The 20,226-nt window shown below is 71.6% G+C and carries 20 protein-coding genes; 15 read left to right on the forward strand and 5 right to left on the reverse strand.

The features are described 5' to 3' along the window. Positions 1-190: 190 nt before the first annotated feature. The 8 genes from AC6CKD_RS00005 (at position 191) to AC6CKD_RS00040 (ending at position 7,099) form a co-directional block, all read left to right on the forward strand. Entirely contained in the window at positions 191-889 is a 699-nt protein-coding gene (locus tag AC6CKD_RS00005; RefSeq protein WP_498324417.1) for an HAD family hydrolase, read from the forward strand. Between the two features lie 59 nt (positions 890-948). Further along, a complete protein-coding gene (locus tag AC6CKD_RS00010) occupies positions 949-2,175 on the forward strand; it encodes an MFS transporter (protein ID WP_498324418.1) in 1,227 nt (408 codons plus the stop codon). After that, positions 2,147-3,298: an acetoin utilization protein AcuC gene (locus AC6CKD_RS00015; protein ID WP_498325367.1), complete on the forward strand. Its 1,152-nt coding sequence runs from the start codon at positions 2,147-2,149 to the stop codon at positions 3,296-3,298. The genes AC6CKD_RS00010 and AC6CKD_RS00015 overlap by 29 nt, the downstream gene beginning before the upstream one ends. 201 nt (positions 3,299-3,499) lie before the next feature. After that, the gene (locus AC6CKD_RS00020; protein WP_498324419.1) at positions 3,500-4,330 is read left to right on the forward strand and encodes a phosphatase; all 831 of its coding nucleotides are present in this window, start codon (positions 3,500-3,502) and stop codon (positions 4,328-4,330) included. 114 nt (positions 4,331-4,444) lie between these two features. Next, on the forward strand, positions 4,445-4,654 hold the full coding sequence (locus AC6CKD_RS00025; protein ID WP_162688852.1) for a helix-turn-helix domain-containing protein: 210 nt from the start codon (positions 4,445-4,447) through the stop codon (positions 4,652-4,654). Positions 4,655-4,797: 143 nt separating this feature from the next. After that, complete coding sequence (locus AC6CKD_RS00030; RefSeq protein ID WP_003948845.1) at positions 4,798-4,896, forward strand: 30S ribosomal protein bS22; 99 nt, start codon at positions 4,798-4,800, stop codon at positions 4,894-4,896. Positions 4,897-4,991: 95 nt separating this feature from the next. Continuing rightward, positions 4,992-6,092 (forward strand): NAD-dependent epimerase/dehydratase family protein, encoded by a 1,101-nt coding sequence (locus AC6CKD_RS00035; RefSeq protein ID WP_498324420.1) that lies wholly within the window; start codon positions 4,992-4,994, stop codon positions 6,090-6,092. Then, on the forward strand, positions 6,092-7,099 hold the full coding sequence (locus AC6CKD_RS00040; protein WP_498324421.1) for a lysophospholipid acyltransferase family protein: 1,008 nt from the start codon (positions 6,092-6,094) through the stop codon (positions 7,097-7,099). The genes AC6CKD_RS00035 and AC6CKD_RS00040 overlap by 1 nt, the downstream gene beginning before the upstream one ends. Before the next feature lie 111 nt (positions 7,100-7,210). Here the strand turns inward: AC6CKD_RS00040 and AC6CKD_RS00045 are convergent, their stop codons facing one another. The 3 genes from AC6CKD_RS00045 to AC6CKD_RS00055 form a co-directional block, all read right to left on the reverse strand. Next, a complete protein-coding gene (locus AC6CKD_RS00045) occupies positions 7,211-8,413 on the reverse strand; it encodes a DUF5667 domain-containing protein (RefSeq protein ID WP_498324422.1) in 1,203 nt (400 codons plus the stop codon). 287 nt (positions 8,414-8,700) lie between these two features. Further along, a complete protein-coding gene (locus tag AC6CKD_RS00050; protein ID WP_266905839.1) occupies positions 8,701-9,519 on the reverse strand; it encodes an ECF subfamily RNA polymerase sigma factor, BldN family in 819 nt (272 codons plus the stop codon). 361 nt (positions 9,520-9,880) lie between these two features. Next, positions 9,881-10,882 (reverse strand): HAD family hydrolase, encoded by a 1,002-nt coding sequence (locus AC6CKD_RS00055; protein WP_498324423.1) that lies wholly within the window; start codon positions 10,880-10,882, stop codon positions 9,881-9,883. Between the two features lie 136 nt (positions 10,883-11,018). On the opposite strand from AC6CKD_RS00055, the gene AC6CKD_RS00060 reads away from it, so the two are divergent. The 7 genes from AC6CKD_RS00060 to AC6CKD_RS00090 all read left to right on the forward strand — a co-directional run bounded on the left by AC6CKD_RS00060 (position 11,019) and on the right by AC6CKD_RS00090 (position 18,328). Continuing rightward, on the forward strand, positions 11,019-11,297 hold the full coding sequence (locus AC6CKD_RS00060; protein WP_250741030.1) for a glutaredoxin family protein: 279 nt from the start codon (positions 11,019-11,021) through the stop codon (positions 11,295-11,297). Between the two features lie 273 nt (positions 11,298-11,570). Next, on the forward strand, positions 11,571-12,389 hold the full coding sequence (locus tag AC6CKD_RS00065) for a redox-sensing transcriptional repressor Rex (RefSeq protein WP_498324424.1): 819 nt from the start codon (positions 11,571-11,573) through the stop codon (positions 12,387-12,389). Next, on the forward strand, positions 12,386-14,191 hold the full coding sequence (locus tag AC6CKD_RS00070) for a glutamyl-tRNA reductase (protein ID WP_498324425.1): 1,806 nt from the start codon (positions 12,386-12,388) through the stop codon (positions 14,189-14,191). The genes AC6CKD_RS00065 and AC6CKD_RS00070 overlap by 4 nt, the downstream gene beginning before the upstream one ends. Further along, complete coding sequence (gene hemC, locus AC6CKD_RS00075) at positions 14,188-15,156, forward strand: hydroxymethylbilane synthase (RefSeq protein WP_498324426.1); 969 nt, start codon at positions 14,188-14,190, stop codon at positions 15,154-15,156. Before AC6CKD_RS00070 ends, hemC begins: the two co-directional genes overlap by 4 nt. Next, positions 15,153-16,820, forward strand: coding sequence for a bifunctional uroporphyrinogen-III C-methyltransferase/uroporphyrinogen-III synthase (locus AC6CKD_RS00080; RefSeq protein ID WP_478691270.1), 1,668 nt, complete (start codon positions 15,153-15,155; stop codon positions 16,818-16,820). Before hemC ends, AC6CKD_RS00080 begins: the two co-directional genes overlap by 4 nt. A gap of 110 nt (positions 16,821-16,930) precedes the next feature. After that, positions 16,931-17,932 carry a porphobilinogen synthase gene (gene hemB, locus AC6CKD_RS00085; protein ID WP_498324427.1) on the forward strand — a complete coding sequence of 334 codons (1,002 nt, stop codon included), beginning with the start codon at positions 16,931-16,933 and terminating at the stop codon, positions 17,930-17,932. A gap of 126 nt (positions 17,933-18,058) precedes the next feature. After that, entirely contained in the window at positions 18,059-18,328 is a 270-nt protein-coding gene (locus AC6CKD_RS00090) for a DUF1876 domain-containing protein (protein WP_243340114.1), read from the forward strand. Positions 18,329-18,392: 64 nt separating this feature from the next. Here the strand turns inward: AC6CKD_RS00090 and AC6CKD_RS00095 are convergent, their stop codons facing one another. Continuing rightward, positions 18,393-19,178 carry an ABC transporter permease gene (locus AC6CKD_RS00095; protein ID WP_498325368.1) on the reverse strand — a complete coding sequence of 262 codons (786 nt, stop codon included), beginning with the start codon at positions 19,176-19,178 and terminating at the stop codon, positions 18,393-18,395. A 32-nt stretch (positions 19,179-19,210) separates the two neighbouring features. Continuing rightward, positions 19,211-20,170 carry an ATP-binding cassette domain-containing protein gene (locus AC6CKD_RS00100; protein WP_498324428.1) on the reverse strand — a complete coding sequence of 320 codons (960 nt, stop codon included), beginning with the start codon at positions 20,168-20,170 and terminating at the stop codon, positions 19,211-19,213. Positions 20,171-20,226: the final 56 nt, after the last annotated feature.

The following is a 20,226-nucleotide window of genomic DNA, read 5'->3' on the forward strand; positions in this document are numbered from 1 at the left end:
GAAACTGGTGCGGGGCTTTTCTGCGTTTGGGGCCAAAAATCACCGACCGGCGCCGGCAGGAGCTGAGCGGCCTCGGAGGTACTGGACCTCGTCGGCGGCCCGCCGCGCGGGGGCAGGATCTTTGGATGTCCTGCGGATGCCCGGCATGGGGTCCGGATGGATTGGCACTGACGGCTCGTAGGGTTGTCGCATGGGCTACGACCTCGTCATCTTCGACAACGACGGCGTGCTGGTGGACAGTGAGCCGCTCGCCAACAGCATCCTCGCCGGGTACCTGACCGAGCTGGGGCACCCGACCTCGTACGAGGAGTCGCTCCGCGACTACATGGGGGCCGCGGTCCACCGGGTCCACGACCTGGTGCGGGAGCGGACCGCGCAGGACCTGCCGGCCGACTTCGACAGCACGCTGCACGCGCGTACCTTCGCGGCCTTCGAGCGGGAGCTCAAGCCCGTGCCCGGGGTCGAGGGGGTGCTGGCGGCTCTGGTCGAGAGCGGGACCGCGTACTGTCTCGCGTCCTCCGGGAGCCACGAGCGGATCCGGGTCGGGCACCGGGCGGCCGGGCTCGACGAATGGTTCGAGGAGGAGTGGATCTTCAGCTCTGAGGACGTGGGGAAGGGGAAGCCCGCTCCGGACCTGTTCCTGCACGCGGCCGATCAGATGGGTGTGGCGCCCGGCAGGTGCGTGGTCGTCGAGGACAGCCCGCTGGGCGTCCAGGCCGCGCTGGCCGCGGGGATGGACGTGCTCGGCTACACCGCGATGGTGCCCGCCGACCGGCTGCCCGGCTGCACCGCCTACTTCGGCGACATGAACCAACTGGCCGGGCTGCTGGGCCTGGCGGAGGGCGCCGGGTCCGGATACACCGGCCACAGCGGTGGGTTCTCGCACTGACCCAATCGATATGTGATCGCTCTACCCACCGGTAGCACCGGCGCATACGCTGACCCGCCATGACAGCAGACGTGCGGCTGCGCCGCGGGCGCGGGGCGTTGGGGTTCAGCTTCTTCGTGCAGGGCGTGGCCTTCGCCCTGCTCGTGACGCGGATCCCGGCCATCCAGGACCGGTACGGGATATCCAACGCACTGCTGCCCGTCTTCCTGGCCGCCGTGCCGATCCTCGCCGGCGTGGCCAGCGTGGTCACCGAGCACCTGGTGAAGCGGGTCGCGCCCAGCACCGTACTGCGGTGGTCGCAGCCGCTCGTGCTGCTCGCCCTGCTCGGCGTCGGCGCCGGCAGCGAGATGTGGCACGTGGCGCTGGCGCTCGGGGCGTTCGGGCTGTTCGTGGGGGCGCTCGACGCCTCCATGAACATGCTCGGGGTGAGCCTGCAGGGCGCGTACGGGCGGAGCATCATGCTCGGCTTCCACGCCTCCTACAGCCTCGGCGGGATCCTCGGCGCTTCCGCCGCGTGGGCGGGGGCGCACTGGCACCTCTCCCTGTTCAGCTCGTACCTGCCCGCCGTGGTGGTCCTGCTGCCGCTCGCGCTCCTCGCCAGCCGGTTCTACGTGGACCAGGAGGCCAAGCCCCGCTCCGCCGAGGCGAAGGGGCTCGGGCCCGGCGGGTTCAAGCTGCTGCTGCCGCTGTGCCTTGTGATGGCGTGCGCGTACATCGGGGACTCGACGGTGTCGAACTGGAGCGCCAAGTACCTCCAGGACGTGCTGGGCAGCTCCGAGCAGGTGGCCACCGTTCCCTACAACGTCTACATGGTGACCACCCTGCTCGGCCGGGCCGTCGGGGACCTCGGGGTGCGGCGCTTCGGGGCCGTGGCCGTCGTACGGATCGGGACGGTCGTCGCCGCGCTCGGGTTCGCCGTGGTCGCGGCGGCGCCCGGGCCGTGGGTGGGGATGCTCGGGTTCACGCTGCTGGGGATCGGGCTGTGCGTGATCGTGCCGCAGACCTTCGCCGCGGCGGGCCGGCTGTTCCCGGGATCCTCCGACACCGCCATCGCGCGGCTGAACATCTTCAACTACGTCGGATTCCTGATCGGGGCGCCGCTCGTGGGCGGGATCGGGGACGCCTGGAGCTACCGGGGGGCGATGCTCGTGCCGATGGTGCTGGTCCTCGTCACTCTCTTCTATGCCCGCTCGTTCGGTCCGGAGCCCGCCCGATACGGTGTCCGGCATGAGCGGCGAACCGGTGACCGGGCTGTTGATGTGGGACGAGGCGGTAACGAAGTATGACTTCGGGCCGGGCCATCCGATGGACCCGGTGCGCCTGGAGCTGACCATGGGCCTGGTACGGGCCTTCGGGCTCGACCGGGAGCTGGAGGTACGGGCGGGCCGGGCGGCCGGGGAGTCGACGCTGCGGCTGGTCCACCGCGAGGACTACGTCGCGGCTGTGCGCGAGGTCTCCGCCGACCCCGGGGTCGCGGACGGTTCGTACGGGCTGGGGACGGCCGACGACCCGGCGTTCCACGGGATGCACGAGGCGTCCGCGCTGATCGCCGGGCAGTCGGTGGCGGCGGCCGAGGCGATCTGGCGCGGGGAGGCCGAGCACGCCGTGAACTTCGCCGGCGGCCTGCACCACGCGATGCCGGCCGGGGCGGCGGGGTTCTGCATCTACAACGACGCGGCGCTGGCCATCGCGCGGCTGCTGGAGCTGGGGGCCGAGCGGGTCGCGTACGTGGATGTGGACGTGCACCACGGGGACGGGGTCCAGGCGGCGTTCTGGGACGACCCGCGGGTGCTGACGATCTCGGTGCACGAGCATCCGCGGACGCTGTTCCCGCAGACGGGCTGGCCCGAGGAGACGGGCGGGCCGGCGGCGGAGGGGTCGGCGGTGAACATCGCGCTGCCCGCGGGGACCGGGGACGAGGGGTGGCTGCGGGCCTTCCACGCGGTGGTGCCGGAGCTGCTGGCGGACTTCAGACCTCAGGTGCTGGTGACGCAGCACGGGGCCGATACGCATGTCGAGGACCCGCTGGCGCATCTGGCGGTGTCGTTGGACGCGCAGCGGGCGGTGCAGGAGGCGTGCCACGAGCTGGCGCACGCGTGGGTGGAGGGTGGCCGGTGGCTGGCGCTCGGTGGAGGCGGGTACGCCGTCGTGGACGTCGTGCCGCGGTCCTGGACGCACCTGGTGGCGATTGCCGGGCATCGGCCGATCGATCCTGAGACGGCGGTGCCGGGGTCTTGGCGGGATGCGGTGTACGCGCGGACGCGGGAGTTGGCGCCTGGGCGGATGACGGACGGGCGGGTGCCGGGGTGGCGGGACTGGGAGGGTGGTTACGACCCTGCGGATCGCATCGACCAGGCCGTACTGGCCACCCGGCGGGCGGTGTTCCCGCTGCGCGGGCTGCTGGCTTAGGGGGGTGAGGGGGCCCTGCGGGGCTGTCCCCTACCCGCCCTTCCGCCGTTCCCTGGGGCTCCGCCCCAGACCCCGTGCCTCAAACGCCGGCGGGGCTGGACGCGGTCGGCGTCGGCTGGACGTGGCGCGGCGTTGGGCCAACGGGTGGGGGAATGGCCGGAACTGGTGAGGGGTCAGGTTCGGTGCGGGAGCATCGGGAGGGTGTTGAGCACCGGCGCGTTGCGTGCGCATCTGCTGGCCGCCCGCCTGGCCGGGCCCGTCGCGACCTCTCGGGAGGAGAGCCTGCGCAGTTACCGGCTGTTCGCGGCTCGGGATCCGCGGGTGCTGCTGGGGCTGGACCCCGCGTGGGGCTGGGGCGAGGGTGACCTGCTGAGGCTGATGGCGGAGAAGTGCGGGGTCTCGGCGGATCCGGCGCACGTCAGCGGGCCGGACGTGATCGACCCCGAGCTGACGGTGGCGGGGTTGGAGGCCTTCGCGGAGAGGCTGCGGGCGGTGGCCGGGGCGCGGGCGCCGGTGCTGTTCGGGACCGGCCACCCGCACCGGCTCCTGGGGTTCTACGCCACCTTGGCGGGGGCGCTGTCGGCGGCGGGATGTGATGTCCTCACTCCGGCGCGGGGGGCACCCGTGGACATGCAGACCCGGTTCGGCGTACGCACGCACCGCATCGATTACGTACGAGGGGTCGCACTGGTGCGGGAAGACGGCGCGCGGCCGGACCGGAGTGACACCGGCGCGCACTCCCATTCGCCGCTGCCGGTTCGGATCGCGCTCGGGGCGCTGGCGGAGGCCGGCGGGCCGTTGCCGGAGCTGGTGGTGGGGGACCACGGCTGGGTCTGCGGTGCAGGTCAGCTCGGTGTGGAGGCGATCGGGCTGGCCGATACGGATGATCCCGCGCTGTTCGTGGGGGAAGCCGAGGGGCAGGTGTCGGTGGCCGTTCCGCTTGATGACGGGGTGCGCGCGGACTACTACCGACCGCTCACTCGCTATGTACTCAATCGGGCGAGTCTGTCGGGCCGGCAGGAGTGGACGTAGCTCCTCTTCCCCACTCGTATCACACGCCCCTACTCTGGGGAGTGAGCGTGCGACGACGGGGCGTAACCGGAGGGGAAGCCGGTGCCCGTCATGCGCGGAAGGTCAAGGTGTGTCATGGCTGCTGGCGAGAGGCCTCTCAGTGAGGTTCAGTTCCTGACCGTGGCGGAGGTCGCCTCGGTGATGCGAGTGTCGAAGATGACCGTGTACCGCTTGGTGCACAACGGACATCTGCCCGCGATCCGGGTGGGCCGGTCCTTCCGGGTCCCGGAAAACGCGGTGCACGAGTACCTCCGCGAGTCCTTCGTGGGGGTGGAATCGGCCTGAGAGCGAGGGGTCGGGAGCCCGTGATTACCCCTCGGGGGCACTCGGATTACAGGCTCAGAGCTCGGGCGGGTAGGCTAGGCCGACGTAGGTCGTGTGGGCCCCGACGCCCCGCACCGAATGAAGAGAAGTGAGCGAGGGTAGTCGTGGGCTCTGTTATTAAGAAGCGGCGCAAGCGGATGGCTAAGAAGAAGCACCGCAAGCTGCTCAAGCGCACCCGCGTCCAGCGCCGTAACAAGAAGTAAACGGCAGCTGTACGTGTTTTCCGCAGCCCCTCCACCATTCTGGTGGGGGGGCTGTGGTGCATGCTGGGGACTTCTTCGAGGGAGGCGCTGAGCTCGTGGGGAAGGTCGTGCTGGTCACCGGGGCTGCCCGGCAGCTGGGGGGCCGCTTCGTGCGGCGGATCCAGCGGGACCCGGAGGTGGAACGGGTCATCGCGGTCGACGCGGTGACCCCGCCGCACACGCTCGGCTCGGCCGAGTTCGTCCGTGCGGACATCAGACAATCGGCCATCGCCCGGGTGCTGGCCGAGAACTCCGTCGACACGGTGGTCCATCTCGCGGTCACCGGGGGAGCGGCGGCGGGCGCGGGCTCCGGCTCGTACAGCACCGTCAAGGAAACCAACGTCATCGGGACGATGCAGCTCCTGGGAGCCTGCCAGAAGTCCCCGACGGTGCGGCGCCTCGTGGTGAAGTCCAGTACCAGTGTGTACGGCGGCACTTCGCGGGATCCGGCCGTCTTCACCGAGACCACGCAGCCGAAGTCGCTGCCCGCCGCCGGCTTCGCCAAGGACGCCGTCGAGGTCGAGGGGTACGTACGGGGCTTCGCGCGCAGGCGGCCCGACGTCGCGGTGTGCGTGCTGCGGTTCGCGAACATCCTCGGGCCCTTCGCCGACTCGGCGCTCGCCGAGTACTTCTCGATGCCGCTGATCCCGACCGTGCTGGGCTACGACCCGCGGTTGCAGTTCGTGCACGAGGACGACGTACTGGACGTGCTGAGGCTGGCCTCGCAGACCAGCGGGCCCGGCGGGCTCAACGGGACCTTCAACATCGCCGGTGACGGCGTGCTGCTGCTGTCGCAGTGCGCGCGGCGGCTGGGGCGGCCGACGGTGCCGCTGCTGCTGCCCGCGGTGACCTGGGTGGGCGCGGCGCTGCGGGCGGTCGGGGCGACGGACTTCTCGCCCGAGCAGATAAGGCTCCTCACGCACGGGCGGGTCGTGGAGACCACGCAGATGCGGCAGGTGCTGGGGTTCGAGCCGATGTACACGACCGCCGAGACCTTCGCCGACTTCACGCGGAGCCGGGGAGGCGGGCTGCTGCCGCCGGAGCGGGTGGCGCGGGCCGTGGACCGGGTGGCGGGGCTGCTGGACGTGCACATGGACGTGAACGGCGTGGACGTAGAGGCGAGTGCGGGGCCTGTGGCTGAGGGAGCGAAGCGATAGTGGCGGACGCCAAGGTCATTCCGTTCGACGAGGACCGGCCGCGACGGCGGTCCTCGCCCGCCCGGCGGGTACGGGTCGCGCCGGAGGCGCCGCTCGCGCCCGTCGCGGCGGAGCCGGCCGGGCCGGAGCGGGTGGTGGAGGCCGTACCGGAACCGGTGGTGGCGGGAGACGGCTGGGACCGGCGGATCGCCGGCGGGCTGGCGTTCCTGCGGCGCCGGATCACCGGGGAGTACGAGGTCGACGACTTCGGCTACGACAAGGAGCTGACGGACCAGGTCCTGATGTCCCTGATGCGGCCGCTGTACGACAAGTACTTCCGGGTCGAGGTCAAGGGCATCGAGAACATCCCGAAGGAGGGCGGCGCGCTGATCGTGGCGAACCACTCCGGGACGCTGCCGCTCGACGGCCTGATGCTCCAGGTCGCCGTGCACGACCAGCACCCGGCGCAGCGGCACCTGCGGCTGCTGGCGGCGGACCTGGTGTTCATGCTGCCCGTGGTGAACGAGCTCGCGCGGAAGGCCGGGCACACGCTGGCGTGCGCCGAGGACGCGCAGCGGCTGCTGGAGGCGGGGGAGCTGGTGGGCGTGATGCCCGAGGGCTTCAAGGGGATAGGGAAGCCGTTCGGAGAGCGGTACAAGCTCCAGCGGTTCGGGCGGGGCGGGTTCGTGTCCACCGCGCTGCGGGCGGGGACGCCGATCGTGCCCTGCTCGATCGTGGGGGCGGAGGAGATCTACCCCATGATCGGGAACTCGAAGACGCTGGCGCGGCTGCTGGGGATCCCGTACTTCCCGATCACTCCGACGTTTCCGCTGCTGGGGCCGCTGGGCGCGGTGCCACTGCCGACGAAGTGGACGATCCAGTTCGGGGAGCCGATTCCGACGGACGGCTACGCGGCGGAGGCGGCCGAGGACCCGATGCTGATGTTCAACCTGACGGATCAGGTGCGGGAGCAGATCCAGCACACGCTGTACAAGCTGCTGGTGCAGCGGAGGTCCGTCTTCTTCTGACCCGTACGGCTTCTGACGCGCCGTTCGTGCGCGCCCTTGGGGCTGGACGCGGCAAACCCCCGGTGGGGCTGGATGGCATCCAGCCCCACCGGGGGTTTTCGCTCTGCGGTGCTACTCGGCGTCTTCCGCCTTGATGCCCAGGCCTGGGAGGAGGCCTGGGAGGAGGGGCGGGAGGGTGATGTCCGGGCGGGCGGGGGGCGGGGCGCTGCCGGACTCGGACGGGGTGGACTGGCCCGTGGGCGGATTGAGCAGGTTGCCCGTGCCGCCCAGGAGACCGCCGCCGTCCGGGGGCGGGGTCTTCGCGGAACCCGAGGCCGACGGTGCGGGGGCCGCGGACGGGGTGCCCGCGGGGGGCGTCGCCTGCTGCTTGCCCGCCGGAGAGCTCGGCTTCGTGGAAGGGCCGGAGCCGCGGGTCTGTTCCGGAGGCTTCGGAAGCAGACTCTGGAGCGGCGCCACGTCTTGGTCTATGGCCTGGAAGACCGACTCCACCTCACCGCCCACGTCGGTGAGCTGCGCCGGGAGGTTGCCCCGGAGCTTGGCCCACGCGTCCCGGTGTGAACGGGAGAACGAGGACAGCGCCTGGATCGGGCCGAGCGAGCCGTCCCGTTCGTAGGCGGCCTGGAGCAGCCGGTGGCCCTCCGAGGCATCGTGCTTCATGCCCGCGAGGGCTCGGCGGATCGCGCCGAGCGACTCGTGGTCGAGTGCGCCGAGACGGCCGCGCTCCATGAGCCGGCGGGCCTCCGACAGGCGGTTCGAGGCCTGGTCGAGATAGAGCTCGCCCCGGTCCGAATCGTCGTCGGCCATCCCGAGCCGGATGTCCTCCATGCCCCGCTTCACGGGGTACAGGTGGTCACCCGGCAGGGCGTCCGTGCTGGCAGCGGCCACTCCGCTGAAGGCCCCCGCGGCCACACCTACGGTGAGACCGCCCGCCGCGATGCCCTTGGACCAGCGGGAGCGGGGCCGCAATTTCCGGAGCGAGGTCGCCCGGTGGGCGCCGCGGCCGGTCCGCTGTTCGGGCACTTGAGGGTCGGCGGCCACGCCGCCCCCGGCCCTCTCTTCCATCACCTTGGCTTCCATGGCGGCAATGAGCTGGGCTCGTTGCACCACTTTGACCTCGGGGTCCAGCACCGGGCGCGGCATTCTTTCGCCGAGCACGCTCGCCAGGGCCAACAACCGGTCGTGGTCGGCAGGTTCGGCAGGTGCCTCGGACTGCTCGGCCGCCGGGTCCGGTTCCGAAAGGTCGGACGGGGTCCGCTCCTCCAGGGCCTGGGCGAAGGCGTTCGCCCGCCGGTGCGGAGTCACGTTCGCGATCACTGGCGGCACCTCCTCTCGTCATGACGATCGACTCCCCAAGGTGTCCGGAAGGTTGCCTTCCTTGAGCACGTCCACACTTTCGAGTGAGCGGCTTCGGGCAGGGCTTGTCCACAGGGAGCCTGCATTCCCCACAACGAGCGGCGCGGCACTTGGGTTACGGACGAAGGATGATCGGACCACAGCGTCGTTGGATTCGACGGTGGCATCGGTGGCATCGGTGCCGTCGGGGGTGTCGGTGTCATCAAGGTCATCAGGGAGGGGTACCGGAATGTGAGAGGAGGGCGGCGTCAGCGGGCGTCGTCGGGGAGCAGGCGGGCCAGGGTGCGGACCGCCCGGTACTGGAGGGTCTTGATGGCACCCTCGTTCTTTCCCATCACCCTGGCCGTCTCGGCGACCGAGAGGCCCTGCAGGAAGCGCAGGGTCACGCACTCCTGCTGCTGCGGATTGAGTTTCCGTACGGCTTCCAGCAGGGCCGCGTTGGAGAGGGACTCCAGGACGGAGTCCTCGGGGGACCGTTCCACCTCGTTGGCGTCGAGCATTTCACCGGTGGTGACTTCCAGGCGGAAGCGGCTCGACTTGAAGTGGTCGGCGACCAGGTTGCGGGCGATCGTCACGAGCCAGGCGCCGAAGTCGCGGCCCTGCCAGGTGAAGGTGGAGATGCGGCGCAGCGCGCGCAGGAAGGTCTCGCTGGTGAGATCCTCCGCGGTCGCCTTGCCGCCGACGCGGTAGTAGATGTAGCGGTAGACGGTGTCGCTGTACTGGTCGTACAGGCGACCGAAGGCGTCGGCCTCGCCGGCCTGGGCGCGTTCGACCAGGTCCATCATGCGGGCCTGGTCACTGTCCGCGGTGGGGCGGCGGGCGGCGGGCGCGGTGGTCCCGGCGGCTGCGCCCCCGGCGGACGAGCCGCCGGCGCGACCGCGTCTGCCCACCGTTGCTCCGCCGTCGGTCAGGGCATAGCAAGGACCGGCCGGGCCGAGTCCGGCGGGGACCGCGGTGGCGAATGCGGGGGCGGTGTACGCGGTGGGGACGAAGCCGCGCAGCTGGTCGAGGACCGTTGCGCGCAGCGTAGCCAGGCCCGAGGCGTCAACCCCGACAGGTGGGTACACGGGACTCCCAGAGGCAGAGCTTCCATCACGTGCAGTGCGGGACCGTTCACCCGTCGTGGCGACAGATGGCGGTGGCATGCGTTTGAGGAGAATAACGCTTCGTACAGGCAGCGCTACACCCAGTTGCTCAAATCACCGGTTACGACACTTCTGTTGCGTGTCGAGGGCATATTCAGGCACAGATGGTGATCGATTCTTGATCACTTGGATGCGCGGAATGCCTGCTTCCACGGTGGCTCGCGACCGAGTAGGGCAGGGCGGAGTGCCGCACCGGAGGTGCGGGTAGAGGTGAGCGAATGCCCCGGGCGGGGGAGGGTGCCGGGCCTGGTGGGGCGGGAGGCCGGGCAGGGCCCCGTAGCCGCTACTTGCGGCGGCGGTGCAGGGCGAGCGCGGCGGCCGTGCCGCCCGCGATCGCGCCGACGCCCGCGGCGGCCGGGACGCCGATCTTCACGGCCTTGCGGCCGGTCCGATAGTCGCGCAGGCGCCAGTCCTTGGCGCGGGCATGCTTGCGCAGTTTTGTGTCGGGATTGATCGCGTACGGATGTCCGACCAGCGACAGCATCGGAATGTCGTTGTGCGAATCGCTGTACGCGGCGCAGCGCGCGAGGTCGAGCCCCTCGGCGGCCGCCAGGGCGCGGACCGCCTCCGCCTTGGCGGGGCCGTGCAGCGGCTCGCCGACCAGCCGGCCGGTGTAGACGCCGTCCACGGACTCGGCGACGGTGCCGAGGGCTCCGGTCAGGCCGAGCCGGCGGGCGATGATCGTGGCGGTCTCGACGGGGGCGGCCGTGACGAGCCAGACCTTCTGGCCGGCGTCGAGGTGGGCCTGGGCCAGGGCGCGGGTGCCCGGCCAGATCCGCACCGCCATGTATTCGTCGTAGATCTCCTCGCCGATGGACATCAGCTCGGAGACCCGGTGTCCCTTGACGATGGACAGCGCGCTGTCGCGGGCGTCCTGCATGTGCTCGGGGTCCTCGACCCCGGCGAGCCGGAACCAGGCCTGCTGCCAGGCGAAGCGGGCGAGCTCGCGGCGGCGGAAGAACTCCCGCTTGTAGAGGCCGCGGCCGAAGTGGAAGATCGCGGCGCCCTGCATGACGGTGTTGTCGAGGTCGAAGAAGGCGGCGGCGAGGTCGTCGCCGGCGACGGGGAACTCGGGTTCGGCGGGCTCCTGCGGGGCTTCCGGCTCCGCTTCCGCCGCGCGTTCCGCCGTGCGTTCCGCTTCCGTCGTTCCGGGGAGGCCCCGGCCGTCCAGCGGTTCGTCGGCCAGCGCGGTCTTGCGGGCGGCCTCGGCCGAGGCCTCGCCTGCCAGCACGCTCCGCGCGGTGGCGGAGCGCCTACGGGGGGTGAGCCATCCCAGAGCGGCCATGACGCGAGCATAGCCACTGTGTTCGGGAGTTCCCGAACCGATGGGAATCGGCGGTGTGAACTCTTCGGTCCGCCGGCCCGAACCGAAAAGGCGCGGGCTCGGGCCCGTAGGCGCGCGGGCGCGGGAGAATGGGTGCATGAGTCCCTTGCTGCGCCGTGCCGAAAAGAAGCGTCCGGAGGAGCGGTTGGTCACGCTCATCGGGAAGCCGGGGTGCCATCTCTGTGATGACGCCCAGGAAGTCGTCGAGAAGGTCTGCGCCGAGACGGGTGCACAGTGGGAGAAGAAGGACATTTCGCAGGACGAGGAGTTGTACCGCCTGCACTGGGAGCAGATTCCGGTCGTGCTGGTGGACGGAGAGCAGCACACCTTCTGGAGGGTGAACCCTGACCGGCTCCGACGGGCATTGCAGGCTTGAGCCGTCGGGCGGTTACCATCATGGGCGATTTATGGGGTCTCGGGGGCGTATTGGTGAGGAGTGTGTTCCGTTTTGCCCCCTTCGGGAATTGAACGGGTTCGGCGTGTGATCCGTTCCCGGCCCGTACGCCCAAGGCGCGTGACCCCGGTCACTTTGCTCGGACAAAGCGGACACAATCTTTGTGCACGCGTTCACAAAGACATAGCCTGCATTCGACGGGGTGGTCCTGGGACAAGTGGCCACCTGCAGCCCCGCTCATCCCGCAGGAGCATCGTGGCAACTGGCCGAACTCACCGACCGGCGACCCGCAGCCGAGGTATTCCCGAGGCCACTGTCGCCCGGCTTCCGCTGTACTTGCGTGCCCTCACCGCGCTCTCCGAGCGATCGGTGCCCACGGTGTCCTCCGAGGAGCTGGCCGCGGCCGCCGGAGTCAACTCCGCGAAGCTCCGCAAGGACTTCTCCTACCTCGGTTCCTACGGGACCCGCGGGGTCGGGTACGACGTGGAGTACCTCGTCTACCAGATCTCCCGCGAACTCGGGCTGACCCAGGACTGGCCGGTCGTCATCGTCGGCATCGGCAACCTCGGCGCCGCGCTGGCCAACTACGGCGGTTTCGCCTCGCGCGGTTTCCGCGTGGCGGCGCTCATCGACGCCGACCCGGCCATGGCCGGCAAGCCCGTCGCCGGCATGCCCGTACAGCACACCGACGACCTGGAGCGGATCATCGAGGAGAACGGCGTCTCGATCGGGGTCATCGCGACCCCGGCGGGGGCCGCCCAGCAGGTCAGCGAGCGGCTCATCGCCGCCGGGGTCACGTCCATCCTGAACTTCGCGCCGACCGTGCTCTCCGTGCCCGAGGGCGTCGACGTGCGCAAGGTCGACCTGTCGATCGAGCTCCAGATCCTGGCCTTCCACGAGCAGCGCAAGGCCGGTGAGGAAGCGGCCGCCGCCGCTGCCGCCGGTGGTTCCGCCGCGGGCACCGGCACCGGTGCGGCTCCGGCCGCAGCCGTCGTGCCGCCCGCCGGACGGGCCGCCGCCGTCGCGCGCAAGGGCGGACCCGACGGGGACGTCCCGGCGGTGATGCCGGCATGAGTCTGCTCGTCGTAGGGCTGAGCCATCGCAGCGCGCCCGTGAGCGTGCTGGAGCGCGCTTCGCTGGCCGCCGATGCCAAGGTCAAACTGCTGCACGACACGTTGGCCGCGGAGCCGGCTGTGGAGGCGGCGGTGCTCGCCACCTGCAACCGGATCGAGCTGTACGCGGACGTGGACAAGTTCCACGCCGGCGTCGCCGAGCTGTCGACGCTGCTGGCGCAGCACAGCGGGGTGGCTCTGGAGGAGCTCACTCCTTATCTGTACGTGCACTACGAGGACCGGGCCGTCCACCATCTCTTCTCGGTGGCGTGCGGGCTGGACTCGATGGTGGTCGGCGAGGGACAGATCCTCGGGCAGATCAAGGACGCGCTGGCGCTGGGGCAGGAGCTCCACACGGCCGGGCGGCTGATCAACGACCTCTTCCAGCAGGCGCTGCGCGTCGGCAAGCGGGCGCACTCCGAGACCGGGATCGACCGGGCGGGGCAGTCGCTGGTGACCTTCGGGCTGGAGCAGCTCGCCGTGCGGGTGCCGGTGGAGGAGTGGGCCGCGGGGAAGCGGGCGCTCGTCATCGGAGCCGGGTCGATGTCCTCGCTGGCGGCGGCGACGCTGGCGCGGGTCGGCGTCGCCGAGGTCGTGGTCGCCAACCGGACCGCCGAGCGGGCGGAGCGGTTGGCCGAAATTCTGGTTGCCTCGGGCACCGGGGTTACGGCTTCGGCCATTGCGATGTCCGGTGTCGCCTATGAGCTGGCTCGGGTCGATGTCGTCGTGTCCTGTACGGGTGCCACTGGCTTGGTGCTGACCGGGGACGACGTGGCCGCGGCCATGGGGGAGCGCCCTGCGGGGGCTGTCCCCTACCCGCCCTTCCCTCATCCCCCAGCCTCCGGCCGGGGGGGCCCCCAGCCGGAGCTTCGCCCCGGACCCGATGCGGGTGCGGCGCCGTTGCCGGGGACCAGTCCCCGGACCCCTGCGCCTCAAACGCCGGCGGGGCTGGATTTGGCCGGGGCCGACGCCGCGCTCGTCGCGCGGCTGGCCGTGCTGGCGGCCGGGGGGCGCAGGATCGCCGATGCCGGGGCCGTGCGGAGCAAGGTCGTCGTCGAGGAGCGGGACGGGTGTCCCGTCGGGCTCGAGGCGCCGGCTTCCGATCCGGGGCGGACCGCCGACGGGCGGGCCGCGCTGGCCGGGGTGGACGCCGGCTCGCTGGAGCTGCACGGGACCTGGGCCGACCAGGGCGAGGCGGCCGCGCAGCGGCAGCAGCCGCGCAGGAGCGTACGGAGCCAGGACGGCGCGCCCGTAGGGCTCGCGCTGCTCGACCTGGCCATGCCGCGCGACATCGACGCCGCCGTGCACCGGATCCCCGGAGTGCGGCTGGTGGACATCGAGTCGCTGGCCGAGGCGAGCGCCGATGCGCCCATGGCCGCCGACGTCGACGCCGTGCGCGCGATAGTGGCCGCGGAAGTGGCCGCCTTCGGGGCCGCCCAGCGGGCCGCGCACATCACGCCCACCGTGGTCGCCCTGCGCGCCATGGCCGCCGAGGTCGTCGCCATGGAAGTGGCGCGGCTCGACGGACGGGTACCCGATCTCGACGAGCGGCAGCGGGCTGAAGTGACTCAGACCGTGCGGCGCGTCGTAGACAAGCTCCTCCACGCGCCGACCGTGCGCGTCAAGCAGCTCGCGAGCGAGCCCGGCGGCGCCGGGTACGCCGAGGCGCTGCGCGAACTCTTCGATCTCGACCCGCAGACGGTGGCCTCCGTCAGCCGGGCCGACGAGGCTGACAAGAACCACGACTCAGGACGGGCATCATGAATCCACGTCTCGACCAGCCACTGAGGCTCGGCACGCGGCGCAGCAAGCTGGCCATGTCCCAGTCCGGGCATGTCGCCGAGGCGGTACGGGCGATCACCGGCCGACCCGTCGAGCTCGTGGAGATCACGACCTACGGTGACGTGTCCCGCGAGAGCCTCTCGCAGATCGGCGGCACCGGCGTCTTCGTCACCGCCCTGCGCGAGGCCCTCGTGCGCGGCGAAGTCGACTTCGCCGTGCACTCGCTGAAGGACCTGCCCACCACGCAGCCCGCCGAGCTCGTCATCGCGGCCATGCCGCAGCGCGAGGACCCGCGCGACGCGCTCGTCGCCCGCGACGGCCTGACCTTCGAGCAGCTGCCCGACGGTGCGCGCATCGGCACCGGTTCGCCGCGGCGCAGGTCGCAGCTGCACGCCTACGCCAAGTCGCTGGGCAAGGTCATCGAGACCGTCGCCATCCGCGGCAACGTCGACACCCGGATCGGCTTCGTGCGCAGCGGTGAGCTCGACGCGGTCGTGCTGGCCGCCGCCGGGCTCAACCGGATCGGCCGCGGCGACGAGGCAACCGACCTGATCTCCGTGGACAACATGCTGCCCGCGCCCGGCCAGGGCGCCCTGGCCGTGGAGTGCCTGGCGTCCGAAACGGACCTGATCTCCGCGCTCGCCGAGCTCGACGACCCGTACACCCGGGCCGCCGTGACCGCCGAACGCGCCCTGCTCGGCGCCCTGGAGGCCGGCTGCAGCGCCCCCGTGGGCGCGCTCGCCGACCTGTTGGCCGACGGGCAGACTGTCAATGAGATGCGCCTGCGGGGAGTCGTGGGAACCCTCGACGGTTCCACGCTGGTGCAGCTGTCCACCACCGGTCCCGTGCCCCAGTCGTACGACGAGGCCATGGCGCTCGGCCGCGAACTCGCGGACGAGATGCTGGCCAAGGGCGCGGCCGGTCTGATGGGGGAGCGGTCGCTTTGAACCCCACAAGCCCAACCACCTCCGCGTTTCCGTCCGTCGCCGTCCAGGGGCACGTCACCTTCCTCGGTGCCGGCCCGGGCGACCCGGGACTGCTGACGCTTCGCGCCGTGGAGGCGCTGGCCGCCGCGGACGTACTGATCGCGGAGCCCGAGGTGCTCGAGGTCGTACGTACGCATGCGCGCGCGGGGGTGGACACGCCACAGCTGACGGTTGCTGACGAGAAGTCAGCAGCCGCCGGTGTCCCGGTCATCCGAGATGCCGCCAATCTTGTCATGGAGGCCGCGCGCTCCGGCAGGCGGGTCGTCCGTGCCGTCACCGGCGACCCCGGGCTCGACGGGAACGCGGCCGAGGAGATGCTCGCCTGCGCCACCGGCGGCATCCCCTTCGAGGTCGTCCCCGGCGTCGCGACCGCCGTCGGCGTGCCCGCGTACGCGGGTGTTCCGCTGGCCGGCAAGCAGGGTGCGGACGTGAGGTTCGTGAACGCGCGGACCGCCTCCGCGCGCTGCTGGAGCGAGGTGGGCGCCAGCGACGGCATCCTCGTCGTCTCCGCGACGCTGGAGACCGTCTCGGCGGCCGCGGCCGAGCTGATCGGCGCCGGGCGCAAGCCCGACACCCCGCTCACCGTGACCGTGGCCGGTACGACGACGCGCCAGCGCACCTGGAGCGCGACCCTGGGCACCATCGCCCAGGTCTTCAAGCAGGGCAAGATCCTTCCCTCGCCCGAGGGCGCGCGCTCCGTCATAGCCGTGGTCGGGGAGCACGGCGCCGTCGCGCGCCGCGAGGAACTGTCCTGGTTCGAGTCGAAGCCGCTGTTCGGCTGGCGCGTGCTCGTCCCGCGGACCAAGGAGCAGGCCGCCTCTCTCTCCGACCAGCTCCGCTCGTACGGCGCGGTGCCCCACGAGGTGCCGACCATCGCCGTGGAGCCGCCGCGCACCCCGCAGCAGATGGAGCGGGCGGTCAAGGGGCTCGTGACGGGACGTTACGAGTGGATCGCCTTCACCTCGGTGAACGCGGTCAAGGCCGTGCGCGAGAAGTTCGAGGAGTACGGGCTCGACGCCCGTGCCTTCGCCGGCATCAAGGTCGCCGCCGTCGGCGAGCAGACCGCCGCCGCGCTGGTGGAGTTCGGCGTCAAGCCCGACCTCGTGCCCAGCGGCGAGCAGTCCGCCGCCGGACTGCTGGAGGACTGGCCGCCGTACGACCCGGTCTTCGACCCGATCGACCGCGTCTTCCTGCCGCGCGCCGACATCGCCACCGAGACCCTGGTCGCCGGGCTGATCGAGCTCGGGTGGGAGGTCGACGACGTCACCGCCTACCGGACCGTGCGCGCCTCGCCGCCTCCGCAGGACACGCGCGAGGCGATCAAGGGCGGCGGCTTCGACGCCGTGCTCTTCACGTCGTCGAGCACCGTGCGCAACCTGGTCGGCATCGCCGGCAAGCCGCACAACGTCACCGTCATCGCGTGCATCGGCCCGGCCACGGCCAAGACGGCCGAGGAGCACGGGCTCCGGGTCGACGTGCTGTCGCCGGAGCCGAGCGTGGGCAAGCTGGCGGAGGCCCTGGCGGAGTACGGGGCCGCGCGCCGCGAGGCCGCGAAGGAGGCCGGCGAGAGCGTGTACCGGCCGAGCGAGCGGCGGCCGGGGGCGCGCAGGCGTCGTACGACCTGATGTGCGGCTTAGGCCGTCTTGCTTGGTGGGGCCCGGGTGCGCGTGCACCCGGGCCCTACCCTTGTCCGGACTGTTCCCCACCGATCGATGCTCGAAGAGGCGACCTGAAGATGAGCGCGTACGGATCCTTCCCCGGCTCGCGGCCCCGTCGGCTGCGCACCACCCCGGCGATGCGGCGGATGGTCGCGGAGACCCGGCTGCACCCCTCGGACCTGATCCTCCCGGCGTTCGTCCGGGAGGGCATCAGCGAGCCGCTCGCCATCTCGGCGATGCCGGGCGTCGTCCAGCACACCCGGGACACGCTGCGGAAGGCAGCCGTGGAGGCGGTCGAGGCCGGAGTCGCGGGGATCATGCTCTTCGGCGTCCCGGCCGACGAGAACAAGGACGCGCGGGGCACGGCGGGCACGGAGCCGGACGGGATCCTCCAGGTCGCGATCCGCGACGTGAAGGCGGAGGTGGGGGACGATCTGGTGATCATGTCCGACCTGTGCCTGGACGAGTACACCGACCACGGCCACTGCGGGGTCCTGGACGAGCGCGGGCGGGTCGACAACGACGCGACGCTGGAGCGCTACGCGGAGATGGCGCAGGTCCAGGCCGACGCGGGCGTCCACGTGGTGGGCCCGAGCGGGATGATGGACGGCCAGGTCGGCGTCGTCCGCGACGCGCTGGACGAGACGGGCCACGAGGACGTCTCGATCCTCGCGTACACGGCGAAGTACTCCTCCGCCTTCTACGGTCCCTTCCGCGAGGCCGTCGCCTCCTCGCTCCAGGGCGACCGCAAGACCTACCAGCAGGACCCGGCGAACGCCCGGGAGTCGCTGCGCGAGCTGGCCCTCGACCTGGAGGAGGGCGCCGACATGGTGATGGTCAAGCCGGCCGGGCCCTACCTGGACATCCTCTACCGGGTCGCGCAGTCGGTGGACGTGCCGGTGGCGGCGTACCAGATCAGCGGCGAGTTCGCGATGATCGAGGCGGCGGCGGAGAAGGGCTGGATCGAGCGCGACCGGGCGATCCTGGAGACCCTGCTCGGCATCAAGCGGGCGGGCGCGGACACGATCCTGACGTACTGGGCGACGGAGGTCGCGGGCTGGCTGCGGGCTGATCGATAGGGGTACCCGCGTGACCGGCTGAGCCGGACGGCGGTCGGCACGGGCCGGGCCGGGCCGTACCGACTCGCATCGTGTCCCGGGCAGGCGCACCCTGGAAGCAGGGTGACCCCCTGGAGGTGATGGATCATGTCCACGCTCGTCGGGTGGCATGTGGAGCTCGAATTCACCGAGGAGGGCCACCGCACCAGTGCGGCGGCCCTGGTCAGACTCGGGGACGGCTCCGAGATACGGGCGCACGGCTACGCCATGCGTCACCCCTCCGACCCGGAGCAACTGAGGGTCGGGGAAGAGATCGCGGGCGCTCGCGCGCTCATGGACATCGCGTCCCAGATGTTGCAGAAGGCGCATTCGGAGATCGACGAGGCGACGGGTCGGCACTCGTACCCTCTGCACTGAAGCGTCGAGATCCGGGCGCGGTGCGCTGTGTTGGCGCACCGCGCCTGCCCGCGCCTGCCGGCGGCTACCGCGTCCGCCGTTCGAAGACGAAGGCGGCGAGGGCCACGGACACCACGCCGATGGCCGCGCACCACGCCAGGGCCACCCAGGGGGCGTCGCCCGCCGGCTGGGCCAGGAGCAGGGCGCGGAGGGACTCGATCACCGGGGTCAGCGGCTGGTGGTCGGCGAAGCCGTGGAGCCAGCCGGGCATGGTGTCGATGGGGACGAAGGCGCTGGACGGGTACGGCAGGAACATCATCAGAAAGGTGAAGCCGCCCGCCGCCTCCGGTGTGCTGGCGAGCAGCCCGAGCGTCGCGGCCAGCCACGAGATCGCGGTGATGTACGCGACCAGCAGCGCGGCGGCGGCCAGGTAGCCGGACGGCGAGGCCTGGGGGCGGAACCCGATGGCGAGGGCGACGGCCAGGACCAGGCCGGTGGATACGAGGTTGCGCAGGACGGAGGCCGCGACGTGCCCGGCCAGGATCGGGACGCCGCCGATGTCCAGGGACCGGAAGCGGTCGATCACGCCTTCCTTCATGTCGGTGGCGACGCTGACGGCGGTGCTCGCCGCGCCGAAGCCCGCGCAGAGCAGCATCGCTCCCGGGACCACGTAGGTCACGTAGGCCGTTCCGGTGTCGATGGCTCCGCCGAAGAAGTAGACGAAGATCAGCATCAGCATGACCGGCAGCATCAACGCCGTGATCAGCACGTCCGGTTGGCGGCTGCTGATGCGCAGGCTGCGCCCGGTGAGGGCGTGGGCCGCCCCGAAGACGCCGGGGCGGGTCGGGGGAGCCGTGGGGCCGGCCGCGATGGTCGGTGCGGCGGCGGTGGGTGCGGAGGTGGTCACGGAGCGGCTCCCGTCAGGGTGAGGAACACGTCGTCGAGGGTGGCGCCGCGGACCGAGAAGCGGTCCACGGCCGTGCGGTCCGGGTCGAGTTCATCGAGCAGGGACCGGACGTGGGCGGCGCTGCCGTCGGTGGGCAGGCTGAGGCCGAGGTCCTCCGGCGCGAGGGTGAGCCCCTCCGAGGAGGTGCTGTCCTGCGCCGTGAGGCGGGCCGCGCGCGGGGTCAGAGCGTCGTAGGCGGCCCGGCTGGCGAGGGTCAGGTCGAGGCGGTGGCCCGCCACGCGGGACTTGAGCTCCGCCGGGGTGCCCTCGGCGGAGATCCGCCCGCCGGCCAGGACGGCCACGCGGTCGGCGAGCCGGTCGGCCTCCTCCAGGTACTGGGTGGTGAGCAGCACGCTCGTGCCGTCGGCGCGCAGTTCCCGTACGAGTTCCCACAGGTCCTGGCGGCTGCGCGGGTCGAGTCCGGAGGTCGGCTCGTCCAGGAAGATCACCTCGGGCCGGGCGACCAGGCTCGCGGCGAGGTCGAGGCGTCGGCGCATGCCGCCCGAGTAGCTCTTCGCCGTGCGCCCGGCGGCCCCGGTGAGCCCGAAGCGGTCGAGGAGTTCGTCGGCGCGGGCCCGGGCGGCGCGCGGCCGCATTCCGTGGAGCCGGCCCATCATGCGGAGGGTCTCGGCGCCGGTCTGGAGGTCGTCGACGGCCGCGGACTGCCCGGTGAGGCTGATGCGGCGGCGTACGAGGGCCCGCTCGGACGCGATGTCGTGGCCCGCGACCCGCGCGGTGCCGGAGTCGGGCTCGGTGAGGGTGGCGAGGATCCGGACGGTGGTGGTCTTCCCGGCGCCGTTGGGGCCGAGGAGTGCGAGGACGCTGCCGCGCGGGACGGCGAGGTCGATGCCGTCGAGGACGCGCAGGGCGCCGTAGGACTTGGTCAGGGCAGTGGCGTGGATGCCGAAGTCGTCCATGCCGGACTCCGTTCGTATTCCGGTTCTGCGTATGGGCTACGCGCTACTGTGTAAGT

This window comes from Streptomyces sp. GQ60 (assembly GCF_059758875.1).

Coding starts and splice junctions, on each gene's coding strand:
- hemB (WP_498324427.1), top strand. CDS start 16,931: ATGAGCGCGTACGGATCCTTCCCCGGCTCGCGGCCCCGTCGGCTGCGC.
- AC6CKD_RS00060 (WP_250741030.1), top strand. CDS start 11,019: ATGAGTCCCTTGCTGCGCCGTGCCGAAAAGAAGCGTCCGGAGGAGCGG.
- AC6CKD_RS00100 (WP_498324428.1), bottom strand. CDS start 20,170: ATGGACGACTTCGGCATCCACGCCACTGCCCTGACCAAGTCCTACGGC.
- AC6CKD_RS00070 (WP_498324425.1), top strand. CDS start 12,386: ATGAGTCTGCTCGTCGTAGGGCTGAGCCATCGCAGCGCGCCCGTGAGC.
- AC6CKD_RS00015 (WP_498325367.1), top strand. CDS start 2,147: ATGTGGGACGAGGCGGTAACGAAGTATGACTTCGGGCCGGGCCATCCG.
- AC6CKD_RS00025 (WP_162688852.1), top strand. CDS start 4,445: ATGGCTGCTGGCGAGAGGCCTCTCAGTGAGGTTCAGTTCCTGACCGTG.
- AC6CKD_RS00055 (WP_498324423.1), bottom strand. CDS start 10,882: ATGGCCGCTCTGGGATGGCTCACCCCCCGTAGGCGCTCCGCCACCGCG.
- AC6CKD_RS00005 (WP_498324417.1), top strand. CDS start 191: ATGGGCTACGACCTCGTCATCTTCGACAACGACGGCGTGCTGGTGGAC.
- AC6CKD_RS00010 (WP_498324418.1), top strand. CDS start 949: ATGACAGCAGACGTGCGGCTGCGCCGCGGGCGCGGGGCGTTGGGGTTC.
- AC6CKD_RS00090 (WP_243340114.1), top strand. CDS start 18,059: ATGTCCACGCTCGTCGGGTGGCATGTGGAGCTCGAATTCACCGAGGAG.
- hemC (WP_498324426.1), top strand. CDS start 14,188: ATGAATCCACGTCTCGACCAGCCACTGAGGCTCGGCACGCGGCGCAGC.